General features: G+C 68.6%; 14 protein-coding genes and 1 pseudogene. 7 read left to right on the forward strand and 8 right to left on the reverse strand.

The features are described 5' to 3' along the window. Nucleotides 1-108: 108 nt before the first annotated feature. The 3 genes from ACZ4XX_RS36000 to ACZ4XX_RS36010 form a co-directional block, all read right to left on the reverse strand. The gene (locus tag ACZ4XX_RS36000; RefSeq protein WP_381575866.1) at nucleotides 109-1,425 is read right to left on the reverse strand and encodes an ABC transporter substrate-binding protein; all 1,317 of its coding nucleotides are present in this window, start codon (nucleotides 1,423-1,425) and stop codon (nucleotides 109-111) included. Nucleotides 1,426-1,466: 41 nt separating this feature from the next. Further along, the gene (locus ACZ4XX_RS36005; protein ID WP_468512032.1) at nucleotides 1,467-3,203 is read right to left on the reverse strand and encodes an alpha-glucosidase; all 1,737 of its coding nucleotides are present in this window, start codon (nucleotides 3,201-3,203) and stop codon (nucleotides 1,467-1,469) included. An 84-nt stretch (nucleotides 3,204-3,287) separates the two neighbouring features. Next, nucleotides 3,288-4,472, reverse strand: coding sequence for an ROK family protein (locus ACZ4XX_RS36010; RefSeq protein WP_468512033.1), 1,185 nt, complete (start codon nucleotides 4,470-4,472; stop codon nucleotides 3,288-3,290). Nucleotides 4,473-5,228: 756 nt separating this feature from the next. Between ACZ4XX_RS36010 and ACZ4XX_RS36015 the strand changes: the two genes are divergently transcribed. The 6 genes and pseudogenes from ACZ4XX_RS36015 to ACZ4XX_RS36040 all read left to right on the forward strand — a co-directional run. Further along, nucleotides 5,229-7,529, forward strand: a complete 2,301-nt coding sequence (locus ACZ4XX_RS36015) for a family 49 glycosyl hydrolase (RefSeq protein WP_468512034.1) — start codon at nucleotides 5,229-5,231, stop codon at nucleotides 7,527-7,529. A gap of 98 nt (nucleotides 7,530-7,627) precedes the next feature. Continuing rightward, entirely contained in the window at nucleotides 7,628-8,068 is a 441-nt protein-coding gene (locus ACZ4XX_RS36020; protein WP_468512035.1) for a DoxX family protein, read from the forward strand. A 55-nt stretch (nucleotides 8,069-8,123) separates the two neighbouring features. Then, the gene (locus ACZ4XX_RS36025; RefSeq protein WP_468512036.1) at nucleotides 8,124-8,780 is read left to right on the forward strand and encodes a lytic polysaccharide monooxygenase; all 657 of its coding nucleotides are present in this window, start codon (nucleotides 8,124-8,126) and stop codon (nucleotides 8,778-8,780) included. A gap of 129 nt (nucleotides 8,781-8,909) precedes the next feature. Continuing rightward, nucleotides 8,910-9,422 carry a DoxX family membrane protein gene (locus tag ACZ4XX_RS36030; protein WP_468512037.1) on the forward strand — a complete coding sequence of 171 codons (513 nt, stop codon included), beginning with the start codon at nucleotides 8,910-8,912 and terminating at the stop codon, nucleotides 9,420-9,422. A 52-nt stretch (nucleotides 9,423-9,474) separates the two neighbouring features. Next, the gene (locus ACZ4XX_RS36035) at nucleotides 9,475-10,788 is read left to right on the forward strand and encodes an ABC transporter ATP-binding protein (protein WP_468512038.1); all 1,314 of its coding nucleotides are present in this window, start codon (nucleotides 9,475-9,477) and stop codon (nucleotides 10,786-10,788) included. Between the two features lie 237 nt (nucleotides 10,789-11,025). After that, nucleotides 11,026-11,313 (forward strand): annotated as a pseudogene (locus ACZ4XX_RS36040) (HNH endonuclease); the annotation flags it as partial. Between the two features lie 223 nt (nucleotides 11,314-11,536). Here the strand turns inward: ACZ4XX_RS36040 and ACZ4XX_RS36045 are convergent. The 3 genes from ACZ4XX_RS36045 to ACZ4XX_RS36055 all read right to left on the reverse strand — a co-directional run bounded on the left by ACZ4XX_RS36045 (nucleotide 11,537) and on the right by ACZ4XX_RS36055 (nucleotide 13,869). Then, the gene (locus ACZ4XX_RS36045) at nucleotides 11,537-12,118 is read right to left on the reverse strand and encodes a hypothetical protein (RefSeq protein WP_468512039.1); all 582 of its coding nucleotides are present in this window, start codon (nucleotides 12,116-12,118) and stop codon (nucleotides 11,537-11,539) included. After that, nucleotides 12,115-12,432 carry a hypothetical protein gene (locus ACZ4XX_RS36050; protein WP_468512040.1) on the reverse strand — a complete coding sequence of 106 codons (318 nt, stop codon included), beginning with the start codon at nucleotides 12,430-12,432 and terminating at the stop codon, nucleotides 12,115-12,117. Before ACZ4XX_RS36050 ends, ACZ4XX_RS36045 begins: the two co-directional genes overlap by 4 nt. A gap of 483 nt (nucleotides 12,433-12,915) precedes the next feature. Continuing rightward, the gene (locus ACZ4XX_RS36055) at nucleotides 12,916-13,869 is read right to left on the reverse strand and encodes a MerR family transcriptional regulator (protein ID WP_468512041.1); all 954 of its coding nucleotides are present in this window, start codon (nucleotides 13,867-13,869) and stop codon (nucleotides 12,916-12,918) included. Nucleotides 13,870-14,076: 207 nt separating this feature from the next. On the opposite strand from ACZ4XX_RS36055, the gene ACZ4XX_RS36060 reads away from it, so the two are divergent. Next, nucleotides 14,077-14,535 (forward strand): hypothetical protein, encoded by a 459-nt coding sequence (locus ACZ4XX_RS36060; RefSeq protein ID WP_468512042.1) that lies wholly within the window; start codon nucleotides 14,077-14,079, stop codon nucleotides 14,533-14,535. Between the two features lie 135 nt (nucleotides 14,536-14,670). On the opposite strand, the gene ACZ4XX_RS36065 is transcribed toward ACZ4XX_RS36060, so the two are convergent. After that, entirely contained in the window at nucleotides 14,671-16,551 is a 1,881-nt protein-coding gene (locus ACZ4XX_RS36065) for a pentapeptide repeat-containing protein (protein WP_468512043.1), read from the reverse strand. 386 nt (nucleotides 16,552-16,937) lie between these two features. Further along, nucleotides 16,938-17,555 carry a hypothetical protein gene (locus ACZ4XX_RS36070; RefSeq protein ID WP_468512044.1) on the reverse strand — a complete coding sequence of 206 codons (618 nt, stop codon included), beginning with the start codon at nucleotides 17,553-17,555 and terminating at the stop codon, nucleotides 16,938-16,940. Nucleotides 17,556-17,658 lie beyond the last annotated feature (103 nt).

The following is a 17,658-nucleotide window of genomic DNA, read 5'->3' on the forward strand; positions in this document are numbered from 1 at the left end:
CTTGTGGGTTCCACTTTTGCTTCGGGTGAAACGGGAGGGGGGTGGTGGGGCGTTCCCGCCGCCCAAGAACGGCGTGGGGTGCGCCCGCGGGGCGCCCGCAGGGAGACTTCAGGACCTGGAGGCGACGTACTTGTCGTAGGGGGCGGCGAGCTCGTCCAGGACGGTGTCGGGCTTGGTGCCGTTCATCAGGTTCTGGGTGGAGGACAGCCAGGTGTCGTAGTAGCCGGCGACGGGCCAGTCGGGGTAGAAGGCCAGGCCGCGGCCGTTCTGGGCGGCGTGGAAGGCGTTGACCAGCTCGCGGGACTTGGTGTTGGAGATGGTGTCGGCCTTGACGGCCAGGGGGACGTTGCCCTCTTCGCCGATGAGCTTCTGGATCTTGTCCGACATGGTGATGTCGATGAAGTCCTCGGCGAGCTTCTTGTTCTTCGCCTTGGTGGGGATGACCCAGTTGTTGCCGCCGGAGCCGAGGGTCTTCTCGCTGCCCGGGTAGGGGGCGGTGGACCACTTGAAGTTCTTGATGTCGGTGGTCAGCGCGCCGAACCACCAGTTGCCGCCGACCATGATCGGGCGCTTCTGGGAGACGAACTGCTCGGTCATGTTGTTGCCCTTGAGACCGACGTCCTTCTTCTCGAAGTAGCCCTTGTCGACCCACTCCTTGTACTTGTTGGCCGCGTAGGTGAACTCGGGGCCGTGGAAGTCGACCTTGCCCTTGTAGAGCTGGTAGTTGTCGACCCAGGTGTCGTTGGCCTTGGACAGGGCCAGCAGGTAGAGCCAGTGGCCGGCGGGGTGGTCGTTGCCGGCGTTGGCCAGCGGGGTGATGCCGGCGGCCTTGAACTTGGCGAGGGCGGCTTCGAAGCTGGCGAAGTCGGTGGGCTTGGCGACGTTGTGCTTCTTGAACAGGTCGTCGTTGTAGTAGGCGTGGACGAACTCGCCGTAGTTCGGGACGCCGTACCACTTGTCGCCGCCCATTTCGCCCTTGGCGTCGTATCTGGCGGTCACCGAGGCGCTGTCGCCGACCTTCTTGTCCCAGCCGCGTTCCTTGACGGTGGCGGTGAGGTCGGTGAGCAGGCCCTGCTTGGCGAGGAGGCCGGTGGTGGCGTTGCCCTTGTTGTACTCCATGACGTCGGGCGCCTTGTCGGAGTTCAGGATCATGCCGGCGTTCTGCTGGATCTGCTCAAAGGCCTTCTGCTCGAAGACGACCTTGACGCCGGGGTGGGTCTGCTTGAACTCCTCTATGGCCGCGGCCCACGCCTTGCCCAGCGCGCCGTCCTTGTCCTCGTAGTGCCACAGACGCAGGGTGTTCGCGTCGCCGTCGGCGGTGTCGGAGCCGCCGCAGGCGGTCAGGGGGGCCAGCAGCGCCAGGGCGGTGGCGGCGAGCAGGAGCGGCTTGGACCGCCGGGCGATGCGGGTGGACGGGTTGTTCATGGCTGTTTCCTTGGTGTGCGTCGTTGCGGCAAGGGGTGGTGTCAGCTGGTGCGGCGGCGGTGGACGCGGGCTTCCCACGGCTGCAGGGTGTGCGGGCTCGTGAGGGGCTGGGTGGCGGGAACGTTGGCGATGAGGATGTCGCTGTGCTCCCAGCCGTCGGTGAGGTCGACGGGGAGTTCGGCTCCGCTGAAGTTGGCCAGGACGAGCAGCTCGGTGCCGGCGGCCGCGTCGTGGCGGGTGAAGGCGTAGAGCTGCTCGTGGTCGGGGTGGACCATGTGGAAGTCGCCGTGCGTGAGTGCGGACTCGGTGTGTCGCAGGGCGATCAGCCGCCGGTAGTAGTGGAAGACGGACTCCGGGTCGGCCAGCTGGCTCTTGGCGTTGACCTCGGTGTGGTCGGGGTTGACGGCGATCCAGGGGGTGCCGGTGGTGAAGCCGCCGTGCGCGCCGGTGTCCCACTGCATGGGGGTGCGGGCGTTGTCGCGGCTGATGGCGCGCAGCCCTTTGAGGATGTCCTCTTCGCGGTCGCCGAGGGCCGTGCGGTCCTGGAAGTAGTTGAGGGACTCGATGTCCCGGAAGTCGCCGATCGAGGCGAAGGGGAAGTTGGCCATGGCCAGCTCTTCGCCCTGGTAGACGTAGGGGGTGCCGCGGTGCAGGTGCAGGACGGTGGCCAGCAGCTTGGCGGAGCGGTCACGCCAGGCAGGGCTGTCGTCGCCGAAGCGGGAGACGATGCGCGGCTGGTCGTGGTTGTTCCAGTACAGGCTGTTCCAGCCGGTGGCGCCCAGGCCGGTCTGCCAGCGCCCGAGGCTGGCCTTGAGGTCGGTCAGCTTCAGGGGCCGGACGTCGAACTTTCCGCCAGGACCGTGGTCGAGGCCGACGTGCTCGAACTGGAAGACCATGTCGACCTCGCGGCGGGCGGGGTCGGTGAACAGGCGGGCGTCCTCCACGGTGACGCCGGGCATCTCCCCGACGGTCAGCAGCTTGCGGGGGTGGCCGTCGAAGACCTCGCGGTGCATCTCGGCCAGGTACTCGTGGATGCGCGGCCCGCAGATGTAGTGGGGGCTGCCGTCGCCGAGCCGGGCACCTTCGTGGACGATGCCGTCGGGCAGGCCGGGCGTCTTGGAGATGAGGTTGATGACGTCCATGCGGAAGCCGTCCACGCCCCGCTCCAGCCACCAGCGCATCATGGCGTACACCGCTTGGCGGACCTGGGGGTTCTCCCAGTTCAGGTCGGGCTGCTTGCGGGAGAACAGGTGCAGGTAGTACTCGCCGCTGGCCGGGTCGTAGGTCCAGGTGGGGCCGGAGAAGAACGAGCCCCAGTTGTTGGGCTCCGCACCGGGGGTGCCGGGCTCCATGCCCTCGCGGGCCGGCCGCCAGATGTACCAGTCGCGCTTTTCGCCGGCGGGCCCGCTGTCGCGGGAGGCCGTGAACCAGGGGTGCTCGTCGCTGGTGTGGTTGACGACGAGGTCCATGACGAGCTTCATGCCGCGCTCGTGGACCGCGTCCAGGAGGCGGTCGAAGTCGGCGAGGGTGCCGAAGAGCGGGTCAATGTCCTGGTAGTCGCTGATGTCGTACCCGTTGTCGTCGTGCGGGGAGGGGTAGACGGGGGACAGCCACAGGACGTCGACGCCGAGCTCGGAGAGGTAGTCGAGGCGCTCGATGATGCCTTGCAGGTCTCCGATGCCGTCGGCATTGGAGTCGGCGAAGCTGCGCGGGTAGATCTGATAGACCACCGCGTTGCTCCACCAGGAGTCGGCGGGACCGGGCGAGTTCTCAGGCACGACAGAACCTCAATGTGAGTACGCGATTACTTAAAGTGACTATGGGTGGGTGTGCGGCCCTGCTGCGGGAGGGCGCGGCGGCAACTACGTGAGGGTGGCGCCCACCGTGTCGCGGATGACCAGGCACGCGGCGCCGCGTGCCCACAGGTCGTGCTGCACGGGGTCGACGTGAATGTGGCAGTCCTGGGCGGCGGTGGAGAAGGAGTGGGCTTCGAGGGCCTGGTTCATGGCGGGCCCGAAGAGGTCGTAGGCGACCGCACCCTCACCGGCGATGATGATCTTCTGCAGGTTGAGCAGGTTGCACACGCCGGCCAGTCCCCGGCCCAGGGCGGCCCCGGCCTCGGCAAAGGCGGCGAGGGCGACGTTGCGGGCCGCGTTCGAGCCCGAGCGGGCGAGTTCGATCGCTTCCTCGACGGTGGCGCAGGGGAAGCCGGCGTCCTGAAGATGGCGCAGGACGGCCCGGTCTCCGGCGAGGGCCTCCAGGCAGCCGCGGCGCCCGCAGCTGCACATGGGGCCGGACGGGTCCAGCGGCACGTGGCCGAGTTCTCCGGCCAGGCCGGTGGCGCCGGAGAAGAGGCCGCCGTCGAGGAGGAGGCCGCATCCGATGCCGGGGCCGACGGTGACCACCGCGAAGGAGTCCACGTCGCGCCCTTCGCCGAACCAGCGTTCCGCGACGACGAGGGTGTTGACGTCGTTGTTCACGACGACCGGGAGGCCGGTGGCCTCCTGCAGCGGGCCGGCGACGTTGACCTTGTCCCAGTCGAGCAGGGCCGAGTAGCGGCAGACCCCGGCGGCGGAGTCGACGTGGCCGCTGACTCCGACACCCAGGCCGAGCACCCTGTCCGCCGCCTCAGGCGCCTGCGAGAGGAGCCTGCTGGTCAGGGCGGCAGCGGCGGACAGGGCAGTCTTAGGGGTGCAGTCGGCGATGCGCTCCTCGTCGCGGGCCAGGACGTTGGCCGCCATGTCGGTGACGACGCCCGAGACCTGCGCGGGACCGATCTTCATGCCGACCACGATGTGCTTGTCGGGGTTGACGTGGAGCATCTTCTGCGGCCGACCCCGGCCCTGGGGCGCGGTGTCGTCCGCCTCGCGCAGGTAGCCGTGCTCCAGCAGCGGCGGGAGCATCCGGGTGACGCTGGAGGGCACGAGGCCCAGGCGCTGCGCGAGCTGGGTACGCGAGATGGGCCCCGCAGTGAGCACGGTCGCGAAGATCTCCGCACGGGTCTGCTCACCGACAAGCTCCGAGAAACGGACCTTGGACGGACTCATCACGCATGCCTCCGGGGCTGAAGAGTTGTTCAGGGGTGCTGGGGCCGGAGCCGTCACCGTCGCTGCGGGCAAGGCGGTAACGGACTTCGCGAGAGTACGACGACCGCCATGACGGCCTCCCTTGCTGTTCTCGCGTGCCGACCTCCCGGCTGGGGGATCGACCGCATGACAGGAGTGTGCGCCCCTCCTTTTTCGTGCGTCAAGAAAGAAAACTTCGTGTTACGTAACCGTGATGCCGACCCCCTGGGTCACCAAACGCTGGACTTATCGCCGGTAATGAGCTCTATGCCCCATTAGTTAGATGGATCGCGCCAGAAGATCTTGTTCATTTCGTTGACACGGCGAAGAAATGACGGGACGTTATCCGGCAACCGCAGGGCGTTGGGCAACCGTCCGGAACCCGGGCGCTCCCCTTGGCCAGCTCTGCGTCCCGGCCCGTTCGACGGGCGACAGGGAAATCTTCCCGGCGCTGTGCGGCCGGCGCGGCCAGTCGCCCCGCCCCGCGAACGCTTTGAAGCCTTCCTCGATGAGCCACTTCCCGACCGAAAGGACAGAGGCCCGAACGCCGCTCAGGCGGCGGCGCCCTCGTGGCGCCCGGTCCGCCCGCTGCCGCCTCCCGGCGGCAGCCCGGGCCCGTCCGGCGCCACCGGGCCCCGGCCGCTCACCCAGCGTGAGCGCGCCCACCCGCACCGCCGGACAGCCGCGGCACGCTCCCCCGTGCCGCGGTCCTTCACCCCTTCGCTTAAGGACACCCGCATGCCCGCAAGCAGACTGAGCCGGCTGGCGTCAGGCGCCGCCGGCCTGGCACTGGCCCTGGCGTCGGTCATCGTGCCCGCCAGCACGTCGACCGCCGCGACGACGGCCATCTCCACGGCCGACAGCCCGCAGCTCAAGACGTGGTGGCACGACAACCACGAGTTCAACACCAGCAGCCCGGTGGCCAACGACAAGGTCAGGCGCTCGTCGTTCTACGACGTCCAGGTCGCCACCGCCGCCGCGCCGGGAACCCGGTACGACTCCTTCGCCTACATGAGCATCCCCCGCAGCGGGAAGGGCAAGATCGGCTACACCAAGGAGGACGGCGCCGAGTTCTCCGCGTCGACCGGACTGACGATGAGCTGGTCGTCGTTCCAGTACTCCACCGACGTGTGGGTCGACGTCTCCCTGAAGACCGGCCAGAGCATCTCCTCGGCCGACCAGGTCAAGATCAAGCCCAGCACCCTGAACTTCGAGAAGCAGCTCGTCGACGGCGACACCGTCCGCGTCAAGGTGCCCTACAACCAGGCCGGCTACCGCTTCTCCGTGGAGTTCGACCCGCAGCTGTACACGGCGTACAACGACATGTCCGGCCCTGCGAACGACGCCGGCAAGCTCACCACCGCCTCCGGCGGCGGGAACCGGGCGATCCACACCGAGCCCCGCAACTCCATGATGGTCTTCGCCGAGCCGGCCCCGACCGGCGCCGAGCAGGACCGGCTGATCCCGACGGCGGCCTCGGGCAGCACCTACTACCCGCCGCAGGGCCAGGTCACCAACCTGAACACGATCACCGAGGAGATCGTGTACTTCCGCCCCGGCACCTACTACATGACCTCGAAGTACCACGCCCTGCTGCCCAAGCAGGTCAAGTGGGTCTACCTCGCCCCCGGCGCCTACGTGAAGGGCGCCATCCGCTTCCCCAACGACACCCAGGGCTTGTACAAGGTGACCGGCTACGGCGTGCTCTCGGGTGAGCAGTACGTCTACGAGGCGGACACCAACAACAACTACGACCACCTCTCCGGTGCGTCGAACTGTCACTCCAGCTGCGTAAAGATGCTGCAGTTCGAGTCGGCCCCGGGCCGCCAGCAGCACCTCGATCTGCAGGGCGTGACGATCAACGAGCCGCCCTACCACTCCTTCGTCGTCTACGGCGACGAGCAGACCTTCAGCATGCGGGTCGAGAACTACAAGCAGGTCGGCTCCTGGTACTGGCAGACCGACGGCATCGAGCTCTACCGCGGCAGCACCATGAAGAACACGTTCTTCAACGCCAACGACGACGTGCTGAAGATGTACCACAGCGACGTCAACATCGATAACACCGTCATCTGGAAGAACGAGAACGGCCCCGTCATCCAGTGGGGCTGGACCCCGCGCAACATCGACAACGTCCGCGTGAGCAACACCCACGTCATCCACAACCGGATGTACTGGAAGGACGTCAAGTACAACACCTGCATCCTCAACTCCTCCTCGCACTGGGAGGACATGGGCTCGACCAGCAAGGCCGACCCCGGCGCGTGGGTGAAGAACATGACGTTCGAGAACATCAACGTCGAGGGCATGACCAACTGCGCCATCCGCGTCTTCGCCCTCTCCAGCACCGAGAACATCCACGTCAAGAACCTGAAGATCGACGCGTGGAGCCAGCTCGACCCCGCCTCCCAGGTCAGCCTCCTCAAGCGGTACACCAACGCCGGCGGCCAGAAGGTGACCCTCGGCAACGAGACGAGCCAGAGCCGCGGGCTGAAGCTGGAGAACTACACCGTCGGCGGCACCGTCATCGACAAGGCCGGCACCAACTGGGGCGCGGACAAGATCGGCCGCCTCGGCTTCGACGCCGAGAACTGGGACAACTGGAACGCCTGGGGCCCCGGCGGCAACAACCCGGGCCCCGGCCCCGACCCGGTCACCGGCGGGAAGATCGTCAACGGCGCGACTGGCAAGTGCGTCGACCGTGCCGGAGCCGGCACCGCGAACGGCACCGCCATCCAGCAGTGGGCCTGCGCCAACGTTCCCTCCATGGCCTGGACGCTCGACGGACAGCAGCTCAAGTCCGGTGGCAAGTGCCTGGACGTCGAAGGCGGCGCCACCGCCAACGGCACCAAGGCCCACCTCTGGGACTGCGGCACCTGGGACAGCCAGAAGTGGGCCTTCCAGGCCGACGGCTCCCTGAAGAACCTCAAGTCCGGCCGCTGCCTGGACATCACCGCCCAGAGCACCGCCGACGGCGCCCGCCTGCACCTGTGGGACTGCGGCGGCTGGAACAGCCAGAAGTGGACCCTCACGGCCTGACCCGCCCGGTGGCCGCCGGCACCTCCCTGCCCGTCGGCGGCCACCCCTCTCCACGCTGCCCCTCCACCACCGCGCGGGCACCGAGAAAGGGCACCTTCGTGCAGACATCCCCCCGATTCCACGGCCCCGTCCTGGGCCTGTTCCGGATCGTGCTCGGCCTGCTGTTCGCCTGCCACGGAGCGGCCACGCTCTTCGGCGTCCTCGGCGGCGGCCACGGGCAGCCCCCCAGCGTCGGGCAGTGGCCCGGCTGGTGGGCCGCGGCGATCCAGCTGACCGGCGGCACGCTCGTGCTGCTGGGCCTGGCAACCACCCCGGCCGCGCTCCTGTGCTCCGGGTCCATGGCTTATGCCTACTTCGTCCACCACCAGCCCGACGGGCTGTTCCCGCTGCAGAACGGCGGCGAACCGGCCGCCCTGTTCTGCTGGGCCTTCCTGCTCATCGCCGCCCTCGGCCCCGGCCGCTGGTCCCTGGCCGAACTCCCGGCCCTGCGACACAGGCAGCGCACCCACCAGGAGGTGACCGACCGCAGACACACCTGAACCCACACAAGAGCCTGTCATGTGCACGTAAATCCCTCTCGTACGGAGGAGCACCATGAACCTCGCACTCGCCAAGCCGTCCCGCCGCACCGCCGTCAGCGCCGGAGTCCTGGCCACCGGCCTGCTCTGCCTGCTCCCGATGGCTCCGACCGCCTCCGCGCACGGCACCGTCATCGCCCCCCAGACGCGCAACTACGGCTGCCTGCAGCGGTGGGGCTACACCGAGCCCAACGAGGCCCAGGACCCCATGTGCTACCGGACCTACCACGAGAACGCCAACGCCATCGGCGCGTGGAAGGCGGTCTACGCCAACAACACCGGTGACAACTACAAGCAGGTCATCTCCGACGGCCAGATCTGCAGCGCCGGCGGCCAGGGAGAGACGAACTACCGGCCCCTCGACCGCCCCGGCCCGTGGATCACCACCCCCCTCGACGACAACTTCACCGTCGACATCTACGACGAGGCCCGCCACGGCGCCGACTGGCTCGAGGTCTACGTCACCAAGCAGGGCTTCAACCCCGAGTACCAGCTCATCGGCTGGAACGACCTCGAACTGGTCAAGAAGACCGGCCGCTACCCCTACCAGCCGCACTACGTCACCGACGTCTCCACCTCCGGCTACACCGGCCGCCACGTCGTGGTGACCGTCTGGAAGGCATCCCACATGGACCAGAAGTACTTCCTGTGCAGCGACGTCGACTTCGGCTAGACACCACCGCGCACCACACGCCATGACCACGCGGGCCCCGCGGAGGCGGCACCAACGCCACCGCGGGGCCCGCACCCCACACCTCCCCGCGGCACACCCTTCCCGCCAGCCCCGCCCAGGAGGCACCGGATGGCCCGTACCCGTCCGCTACCCACCCCCACCACCGACGAGGCACCCACCCCGTTACCCACAGCCGCACGGCGCAGGCCCGCCACTCTCCTCCACCGCGCCGCCGAGCACTACCGTCCTCGCAGCCTCGCCGCGCTGCGCATCAGTACGGGCCTGGTCTTCCTGTGCTTCGGCGCCCTCAAGCTCATCCCCTCCGCCAGCCCCGCCGAGCACATCGCCGTCCAGGCGACGACGAAACTGACCTTCGGCCTGCTGCAGCCCCACATCCTCCTTCCGGCCCTGGCCACTGCGGAGATCTGCATCGGCCTCGCCCTTCTGACCGGCATCCTCCTGCGCTACGCCCTCGCCGCCTTCTACCTCCACATGACCGGCGTCTTCGCCTCCCTCTTCCTGCTGCCCGAAGCCATGTGGCAGCACGGCACCCCCACCCTCGAAGGCCAGTACGTCCTCAAGAACATCGTCCTGATCGCCGCCTGCCTCGCCGTCACAGCAGACGAACTCACCCCCCGTTGATCAGCCCCGCAACCCCAACGGACCACCGCACCCCGAGCCAGGAGAGCACCACGTGGGCAGCACCATCACCCTGAAGAACGTCGCCAAGACCTATCCCGGCGGCCAACCGGCACTGCGTCGGCTCTCCCTCACCGTCGCGGCCGGCGAGTTCCTCGTCCTGCTCGGCCCCTCGGGCTGCGGCAAGTCCACCCTCCTGCGCATGATCGCCGGCCTGGAGAGCATCACCGAAGGCGAACTCCACCTCGACGGAGCCCTCGCCAACGACCTCGACCCCAGCGAACGCGACACCGCGATGATCTTCCAGAACTTCGCCCTCTACCCGAACATGACGGCCTCCGAAAACATCGGCTTCCCGCTCGCCGTCCACAAGCAGGACCCCGCCGAAGTCGAGCGCCACGTGGAAAGCGCGGCAGCCGCGCTCGGCATCAGCCACCTCCTCGGACGCCTGCCCAGCCAGCTGTCCGGCGGCGAACGACAGCGCGTCGCCATGGGCCGGGCCACCGTCCGTCACCCCTCGGTCTTCCTCCTGGACGAACCCCTCTCCAGCCTCGACGCCAGACTCCGCACCCGCCTCCGGATGGAGATCCTCTCCTCCGCCCGCAAGAGCGGCGCCACCACGATCTACGTCACCCACGACCAGGCCGAGGCCATGGCCCTGGGCGACCGCATCGCCGTCATGCGAGACGGCATCCTCCAGCAGGTCGACACCCCACGCGGCCTCTACGCCCTGCCCGCCAACGCCTTCGTTGCCTCCTTCATCGGAACCCCCCGCATCAGCCTGATCCACGGAACGGTCTACGCACCGATCGACGGAGCCATGGCCGTCAGCCTCGGAGCCCAGCAGTTGCCCCTGCCCATGCCTCTCACCCGCGACCACCAGATGCTCCGCGTCGTACAGGGCAACCCCCTCCTGATCGGGCTACGCCCCGAAGCCGTCCGCATCGCCGACCCCGCAGGAGCCACCGAGTTCGAACGCCCCCTGACCGGCATCGTCGACCACGTCGAGTTTCAGGGACACGAAACCCTCCTGCACCTGTCCGTCGGCGGGCACCGCGCGGACGTCCCACCCCAGGCACTGTCCGATTTGCCGACCAGACCGGCCCGCGGCAAAGCCGCCGGCCTGACCCGCCGGCTCATCAGCCTCGCCAAAACGACCACACGACGGCGCAGCGCGCCTTCCCCTGTTGGAACGTCCGCCCCTACCATCGAGGCGAACTCCGGCGAGCTGGTCATCCGCGCGAACAGCGGAACACACCACCGGCGCGGCCAGCACCTCCCTCTCCTCGTCGATGTCCGCAGCCTCCTGGTCTTCGACGAACGAGGCGAGCGAGTCAGCCCCGACCCCACCCACATACCTGATCTGTAGGGCAGACCACATTGACGTTCGGGGCCTGGGTGAACGGTTGGCCGCCCGGTCAGTGAGTGCGGGCCAGAGTCACCCGTCCCCGGGGCCACTGGGCCCGCACAAGACAGCGGGCTCAACTTCGTCTCGACAACCAGGGCTATACGACCTGTATGACTGTTGAGCTCGGCCTCTCCTTCGACCAAGCAGTGCCGCAGCCCCCGTGGGAATATCGCGCTTCTCGAATGACGCCCCCTGCCAGCTGGCGCCAGCGCCTGGACCGCCGCTCGTCGTGAGGCATACGCGAACGACCAGGGCGCGGCCGCGAGTCTCGTCGCCGTGACCGGACGGTCGAACCGTTCGAAGAGCGACCGGGACCCGCAGGACTGGATGCCGCCCCTCCCCGACACCCACTGCCGGTACATCTCCGAGTGGGTCGCCACGAAGCTCCGCTGGGGCCTCACCGCCGACCAGGGCGAGGCTGACGCCCTGAAGGTGTACTCCGAGGCCTGCGAGACCACCGTCGTCCACTACACCCCCGCCCCGTAGCCACCCCGGGCCGGAGAACGTATTGCGCCCCCACACCGGGGATCACTGAATGCAGGGGCGCACGGGGAGCGGGTCAAGTACCAGTCGGCCCGACCTCCCCACGACTCACCGTAGAGGCATGCGGGCGGCCGACGGGCGGCGTATCGGTTCGCCGCCGCTCGCACGGGCTACATGGCCGTACGGATGGTGACAGGCCGGTTGACGGCCGTCCCGTACAGCGGTGTCAGGCCGCAGGGGTGGTGCGGGTGCGCGGGCGTTCGGTGGACAGCACCGCCCACACCCGACGGCCGTCGTCAGAGGCGTCCGTGCCGCAACTGGCTGTTCCGGGGACTGCGGCAAGGGCGGACAGGATCGTCTCGTCGGGTTCGGCGCCGGTGTGGCTGAGGACGGCGATGAGGAGCATGTCGTCCTGGTCGGCGAGGTGAACGCTGATCCGCCGGCCGTCATCGTCGGCGGCTGCACCCACGAGGAGCCGCACGGTCCTGTCCAGGGCGTCGTCCTCGGGGTGGACGTACCCCCAGGCGCGTACGGCCTCGGTGACCTTCCCGACCGCCTGCCCGGCGACCCACGGGTACCCGGTGAGCGCCCAGTTCGCGGCACGCCGGGCCCTGATGGTCATGCGAGGCCGACGCGGCTGTAGGCGGGCCTGCCTGGGCCCGGGGAGCTGCAGCGCCGCGCCGACGGGCTTGGTCGACGGCTGCGGCCGGGGTGCCTCGACGGGCTTCTTCTGCGGCGGCGGGGTGCGTGGCGGGTAGGTCGGCGGCACCTTGGGGCCCTTGTCGTTCATGGGCATCGGTTCGGTCACGACAGCCTCCTTGCGCTCCCACCCATCCTGGCAGCATCTACCGGTCTGAGAAGGTAGGTTCCGCGGACGGGCCGTGATTCCTGGTAGGCGATCGGCCCGAGCCCGCTGTGCGCCCGGTTCAAGCCCTGGTAGAGACCCTCCGCCGCGAAGCCCGCCGCCTCCAGACCGAGAAGCGTCTCGCCCAGGTCGTGCTCGAGCTGGTTCTTGTCACTGCGCAGGTGTCCGTCCTCGTTCAGGTCGGCGATGAGGCGGCTCGCCTGCTCGAGCGCCTTCAGGTCGGCGAGGGCCTTCTTGCGTGCGTGGTTCTTCGGCATCTCGAGATCGTTTCCGCGGCTGCGGTGATCCCAGACTCACGGCCGCACAGAGCGAGGCCAGCGAAGGCGAAGCAGAAGGGGGGCGGCTCGGTGCGGGGCACCTTCGGCGTCCGTGTCCGGTCTGTACCGAACACTGCCGGGCCACGAGCCGGGCCCACGGCCAACGGCCGCGTGAGCAGCGTACCGAAGACCACTGACACTCCACGGCGGATTTGTCCGCTGTCTCCAATCGAGGCGTTTGACAGCGGACCCAGTCGTTCCGGCTTCATTGCCAGCGAACCTAGTCGTACGAGGGGACGTACTGAGGGTGGTGGGTGGCTGTGGCCAGTGCTCGGCAGAGAGATCATCACGTGGGGTCTCAGAACCGATCCTCTGCGACGCCAACTGTGGCGCGCCGGAGCCCGCTTCGAGGGAGGCCGCCGGATCGAACGCCCCGCGACCTGATCGAAGCCGCGAGAAACGGACCGGCGGCCAGGCGCGGGACTACTCCACGCGGGATGGCTGCCCGGTGCGGGCGCGCAAGGCTTGCGTGAACCACGTGAACACGGGAGCCAGGCTGGGCGGGACGGGCCATCCGTTGATGACGGCGAGCAGGTGCCAGTAGCGTTCCGCGCGGGGGTCGCCGGCGACCTCCAGGCGTGTCAGCAGCCAGCAGCGCAGGTCGGCGTCGTCAGCGCGGCTGAAGGTCTGCGCATAGCAGGCGGTGAGAGCGTCAATGATGGGTGCGGCCTCGGCCGAGGCCGGGGCGATGCCTGCATCGATCGCGCGGCCGACGCTGTCCCGGACGGTCTCGGTGAGGTCATGGTGCAAGCCGGTGTCGTCGCCCTGGGCGCGCTCGGCAGCCTGGTATTGCGCCATGCGGCGCACGGCCGCGCGGAAGTCGGGATCCTGGGTAAGCTCGGCGAGTTCCACCCAGGCGTCGACCTGCTCGGGTTCGGGGTCGTCCGGCAGCTCTGGCATGGCCGAGCGCATCATGTCGACGAAGTCGGCGTTGGCGTCGAGCCCACCGAACGTGTCGTCGATGAAGTCGGTGATCAGGCGTCGGCGTTCGTCGTCGGAAAGCTTGGCGAGTTTGTGCATGAGATCCATCTCCTCGGGGCTGGAGCCACGTTTGGCCACCGCGCGCAGCACAGCGCGCCGCAGTCGCAGCGTGCGGATCTGCACCTCCAGGGCATCGGCGTGTGCGGCAGCGACCTCGGGGACCGAGACCTCCCGATCCAGCAGCTGCCGGATGATGCCAAGGTCGAGCCCCAGGTCACGCAGGGTACGTACCAGATCCAGACGTGTGAGCGCGCCAATGTCGTAGAGCCGGTAGCCGGCCGGGCTGCGGTCTGTCGGCGGCACGATCCCAGTGTCGGAGTAGAACCGGATGGTCTTGACCGTCAGCCCGGTCCGCCGGGCCAGGTCACCGATCGTGAAGAGCGTGTCGCCGTCCATGCCCCCACTCTCACGCCTCCCCCTACGGGAGACTCAACCCCAGTTCAACACAGGAGTGGAACAGAGCCGGATCTCGGTTACGAAGCCAACCCGTCACGCCTGATCGTCTGCCAACCAATCCAGTCGGTGCAGGTCAGCGCGACCAGGGCGACCAACTTCGCTGTCAAAGGACACGGATTGTCCGAACCCCGTGGCAGGATCCGCCGTATGAGTGACTGGGGGATTGCCCTGATCGCCGCGGGGTCGGCCATCTTGGGCAGCATCGTGACGGGGTTCTTCGCGTGGAAGGCCGGCCACCGGCAGGCCGCCGCAGCCGAGACCGCCGGCCAGGCACAGGCGCAGGCGTTGATCGCGACCGTCCAGGCCACGCTGGACGAGCAGCGGCGCGTACGCGCGGAAGAGCGCCGCCTCCACGCCTACGCGTCGTTCCTGGACCTCGGAGACACATGCATTCGGTCGGAAGACCCTGGCGATTTCGCTCAACTCGAAATCGCCCACGATCTTGTCGAGCTCGAGGGGCCCTCAAGTGCTGGTCGGGCCAGCGTCCAGATTTTAGGCGTCCTTCAGTCCCATTGCTCTGGGCAGAACCTGTTCCGGCAGGCGTTGACGGCGCGAACGGCCTATGCCACCGCTGTGCAACCGGCACTCGGGCAGAGAGACGGCTGACTCCGTCCGACGGTCCTGCGTGGTGGTCTCGACCATCAGGCCCGAGACCACCAGCCCTCACCCTGTCGCCAGGTCCTGCCGCTCGTAGGCCTCCAGCTCGGCTTCTAGCCCGGGCCGGTCCTCCAGGCGGGACCGTCAGCGTTTGATGCGTCCGCGGATGGCAAGGACGGCGAGGGCGAGGAGGGCGGGTTCGAGGATGCGGGAGGTCATCTCGATGTAGGTGCCGGCGGTGGTGAGGTCCTGGCCGCTGGAGCGGAAGACAACGGAGTTCAGGGTGACGCTGACGGCCTTGTCGAAGCGTTTGCTGGTGAAGCGGTCCTTCACGGGGTTCTTCGGGTCCTGCTTGTCGATGGTGAAGGTGACCGTGCCGCCGCCGGCCGGGACGGTGCCAGTGGCTTCCTGTTTCGGGGAGGAGGCGGGCAGGCCGAAGGCCATGAGCAGCAGGATCGTGGTGAGCATGGCGGCGGCGAGCCAGCCCAGGGCGCGGGAGGCACGCAGGCCGTAGCCGGAGAGCAGCCAGTACGCCCAGAGCAGGCGGCGTTCGGTCTTGGGGGTGCCGGTGTGGTCGTGGCGGCGCATCTCGCACTCGCCGTAGTAGAAGTCCGCCGCGCCGGGTTCGTTCTTGCCGTCCTCGAACGCCTTGCGAAGCTGACGGTAGAGGGCGGCGACATCGTCGGGGTCAGGGGTGCGGGCGGGGTCGGGGTGGTGTGGGCCCGTGCGCCACCGGCGAGGCTCGGGCGGGGCGCCCGCGGGTATGGGGGGCTGTCCAGCGCTCTGCGCGCGCCAGTGATGTTCCTCCGCGAGCGTGCGCCGGCGGGTCCAGCGGATCGGGGCTATGCCGCGGCGGTGGAAGCCGGTGGGGGTGGGTGCGAGGGTGGTACGGCCTTCGAGGCGGAGCTGGTCGAGGTGGAAGGCGCCGGAGAACAGACAGTCGGACAAGTCGGTGTCGGTCAGGACCAGGTGCGCGGCGTCCACGCCCTGCACCGACGTCACCCGCACCCGGTCGGGGCCAGTCAGCAGGCTCTCGTCCACAATCCCGTTGCTGGTGGTGAAGGGGGCGGGGTGGGCAGTGACCGCGACCGGGGCCGCCAGCACCGCGTAGCCGAGTTCCACCTCGGCCCGCCGTACCCGCACGGTCGCCGTCGACTCCCACCGCGTCCGCACACACGACACCGTGCTCGCCGCGATCTCCAGCGTCACCGGTGCCCCGAACACCGCACCCGACAGATCCACCCTCCCCGCACACACCAACGGCCCCCACCAAGCAGCCTCCGAGAACTGTGCCCCGACAAACGAGGCGGTGCCGACGACCTGCGCCTCGCCGAACATGGCCTCACCGGAGAACTTTGCCCGGTTGAACGAGGCGTCGCCAGAGAATCGCGCCCCACCGAACCCCACGCCGCCGGAGAACTTCGCCCCGACGAACCCGGCCTCGCCGGAGAACTGCGCCCCATCGAACGAGGCGTCGCCAGAGAACTGCGCGCCACCGAACCCCGCGATGCCAGAGAATTTCGCCCCGTCGAACCCGGCCCCGCCGGAGACCCGCGCCCCGACGAACGCCGCGATGCCAGAGAACTGCACCCCGTCGAACCCGGCGTCGCCGGAAAACCGCGCCCCGCCGAACCCCGCGATGCCAGAGAACTTCGCCCCGCCGAATCGGGCATGGCCAGAGAACCGCACCCCGACAAACCAGGCGCGGCCGGTGAACTGCGCACCCTCGAACCTGGCGGTGCCGAAGTGGGGGTGTCGGCTCATGATGCCGGTTCGGTCTTTGAGGGCGGTCAGGAGCTGATTGAGGAGGTCTTCGGTGAAGGGGGTGCCGCGGTGGTCGATGTCGACGCCCGGGGCCAGGCCTGCCAGGTACGAGGTGCGGTCGCCGTTGTTCAGGTGCGCGAGGCAGGCCGTATGGCCGGGGACATGGACGCCGCGGCAGCCGACGGGATCGGTGGCCGGGTCGGCGCCGTGAGCGCAGTGCGGCCAGGACGGCGCTGCCGTCGGGGGCTGGGGTGTACTCATGGCGGGACGGCTCCAGGCAGGAGAGGCTCAGTGCCGGCGGTCGCCGGACCGTGACGGACAGCAGGAGTGCGGGTGGTGCCGGGTCAGGTGGGCCCAGGTCGGAACGGGTTGTACGCCGCGTACGGGCCCTGGTCCGCCAGGCAGCCCGACGCGCACGAGCCGAACACGCCGCGCCCGCCGAATCCTGGTCAGCCCATGCCCCTTCACCCCGCCTAGCCTGACAGCCCCTCACCACCCAGCGCGGGCAGTTCAACAGACCGAGCGCCCCAACTGCCACCCTGACTACACGCTGACGCCCGTGCCGCATTCATCCAGGCCGCCCAGAACGCCATCGCGAACTCCTAGGCCGTGTGCCGGAAGTGCCCTTGTGACTTCGACTCAGGTCACTAACCGACGGAGACAACCCGGTCGGGACGGCCATCCGGGGTGATGGTCACTTCGTGGACCGCGCCCCCCTCGGTGGTCATACGAATCCGGTCTGGGGCCGTCCAGACGGTCTCGCTGAGTGCGTTGTCTTCGGAGTCGCCGTTGAAGCAGCCGACACTCCAGCGGCGTTCCAGCGGTGGGTTCCCCTGGTGGACAAAGACGCACCAGACAGGGTCAAGAGAGCCACTGCGCGCCACCACGACCAGCTGGCGGTCGCCGCGGCCGGGGGCCGATTCAGCCTGCAACACTTCGTCCGAACTACCGAACACCGCGGAGGCCCAGCCCCCGATGAGCAGCGTGGGGACGCCGATGACGAGCAGTCCGGTGGCCAGGGGAAGGCGCAGCGAGGACTTCGTCAGCCCCAAGAGGACCGCGCCGGTCAGCGTAGTCAGGGCCAGCCATCCCAGCAGAAGGACGTACTCGCGAAGCCCGAGCAGCAGAACCAGCGAGCCCTCGTCTCCTGACTCGAGTCCGGCTAGGGCCGCGGCGCCGAAGACGACTGCCACCGTCAGAAGCAGGAAGGCCGACGGTCTGCGATAGCGAGTGAAGTTCATGATCCCCCGAACGATGTGGATCACGCAGCCTAAGACCGTGTCCTATGTGGTGAGGCGGTGGAGCCGCTTGTAGCAGCACAATGCTGCGGCGAGGCCGAGGAATGCCAGGTAGTTGCGGGGGTGGCGT

It is taken from the genome of Streptomyces sp. NPDC029956 (assembly GCF_055574655.1).

Bases quoted from the DNA above. Each gene is read 5' to 3' on its own strand.
- ACZ4XX_RS36015 (WP_468512034.1), top strand. From the start codon at position 5,229: ATGCCCGCAAGCAGACTGAGCCGGCTGGCGTCAGGCGCCGCCGGCCTG.
- ACZ4XX_RS36000 (WP_381575866.1), bottom strand. From the start codon at position 1,425: ATGAACAACCCGTCCACCCGCATCGCCCGGCGGTCCAAGCCGCTCCTG.
- ACZ4XX_RS36060 (WP_468512042.1), top strand. From the start codon at position 14,077: ATGAGTGACTGGGGGATTGCCCTGATCGCCGCGGGGTCGGCCATCTTG.
- ACZ4XX_RS36010 (WP_468512033.1), bottom strand. From the start codon at position 4,472: ATGAGTCCGTCCAAGGTCCGTTTCTCGGAGCTTGTCGGTGAGCAGACC.
- ACZ4XX_RS36050 (WP_468512040.1), bottom strand. From the start codon at position 12,432: ATGCCGAAGAACCACGCACGCAAGAAGGCCCTCGCCGACCTGAAGGCG.
- ACZ4XX_RS36055 (WP_468512041.1), bottom strand. From the start codon at position 13,869: ATGGACGGCGACACGCTCTTCACGATCGGTGACCTGGCCCGGCGGACC.
- ACZ4XX_RS36065 (WP_468512043.1), bottom strand. From the start codon at position 16,551: ATGAGTACACCCCAGCCCCCGACGGCAGCGCCGTCCTGGCCGCACTGC.
- ACZ4XX_RS36030 (WP_468512037.1), top strand. From the start codon at position 8,910: ATGGCCCGTACCCGTCCGCTACCCACCCCCACCACCGACGAGGCACCC.
- ACZ4XX_RS36025 (WP_468512036.1), top strand. From the start codon at position 8,124: ATGAACCTCGCACTCGCCAAGCCGTCCCGCCGCACCGCCGTCAGCGCC.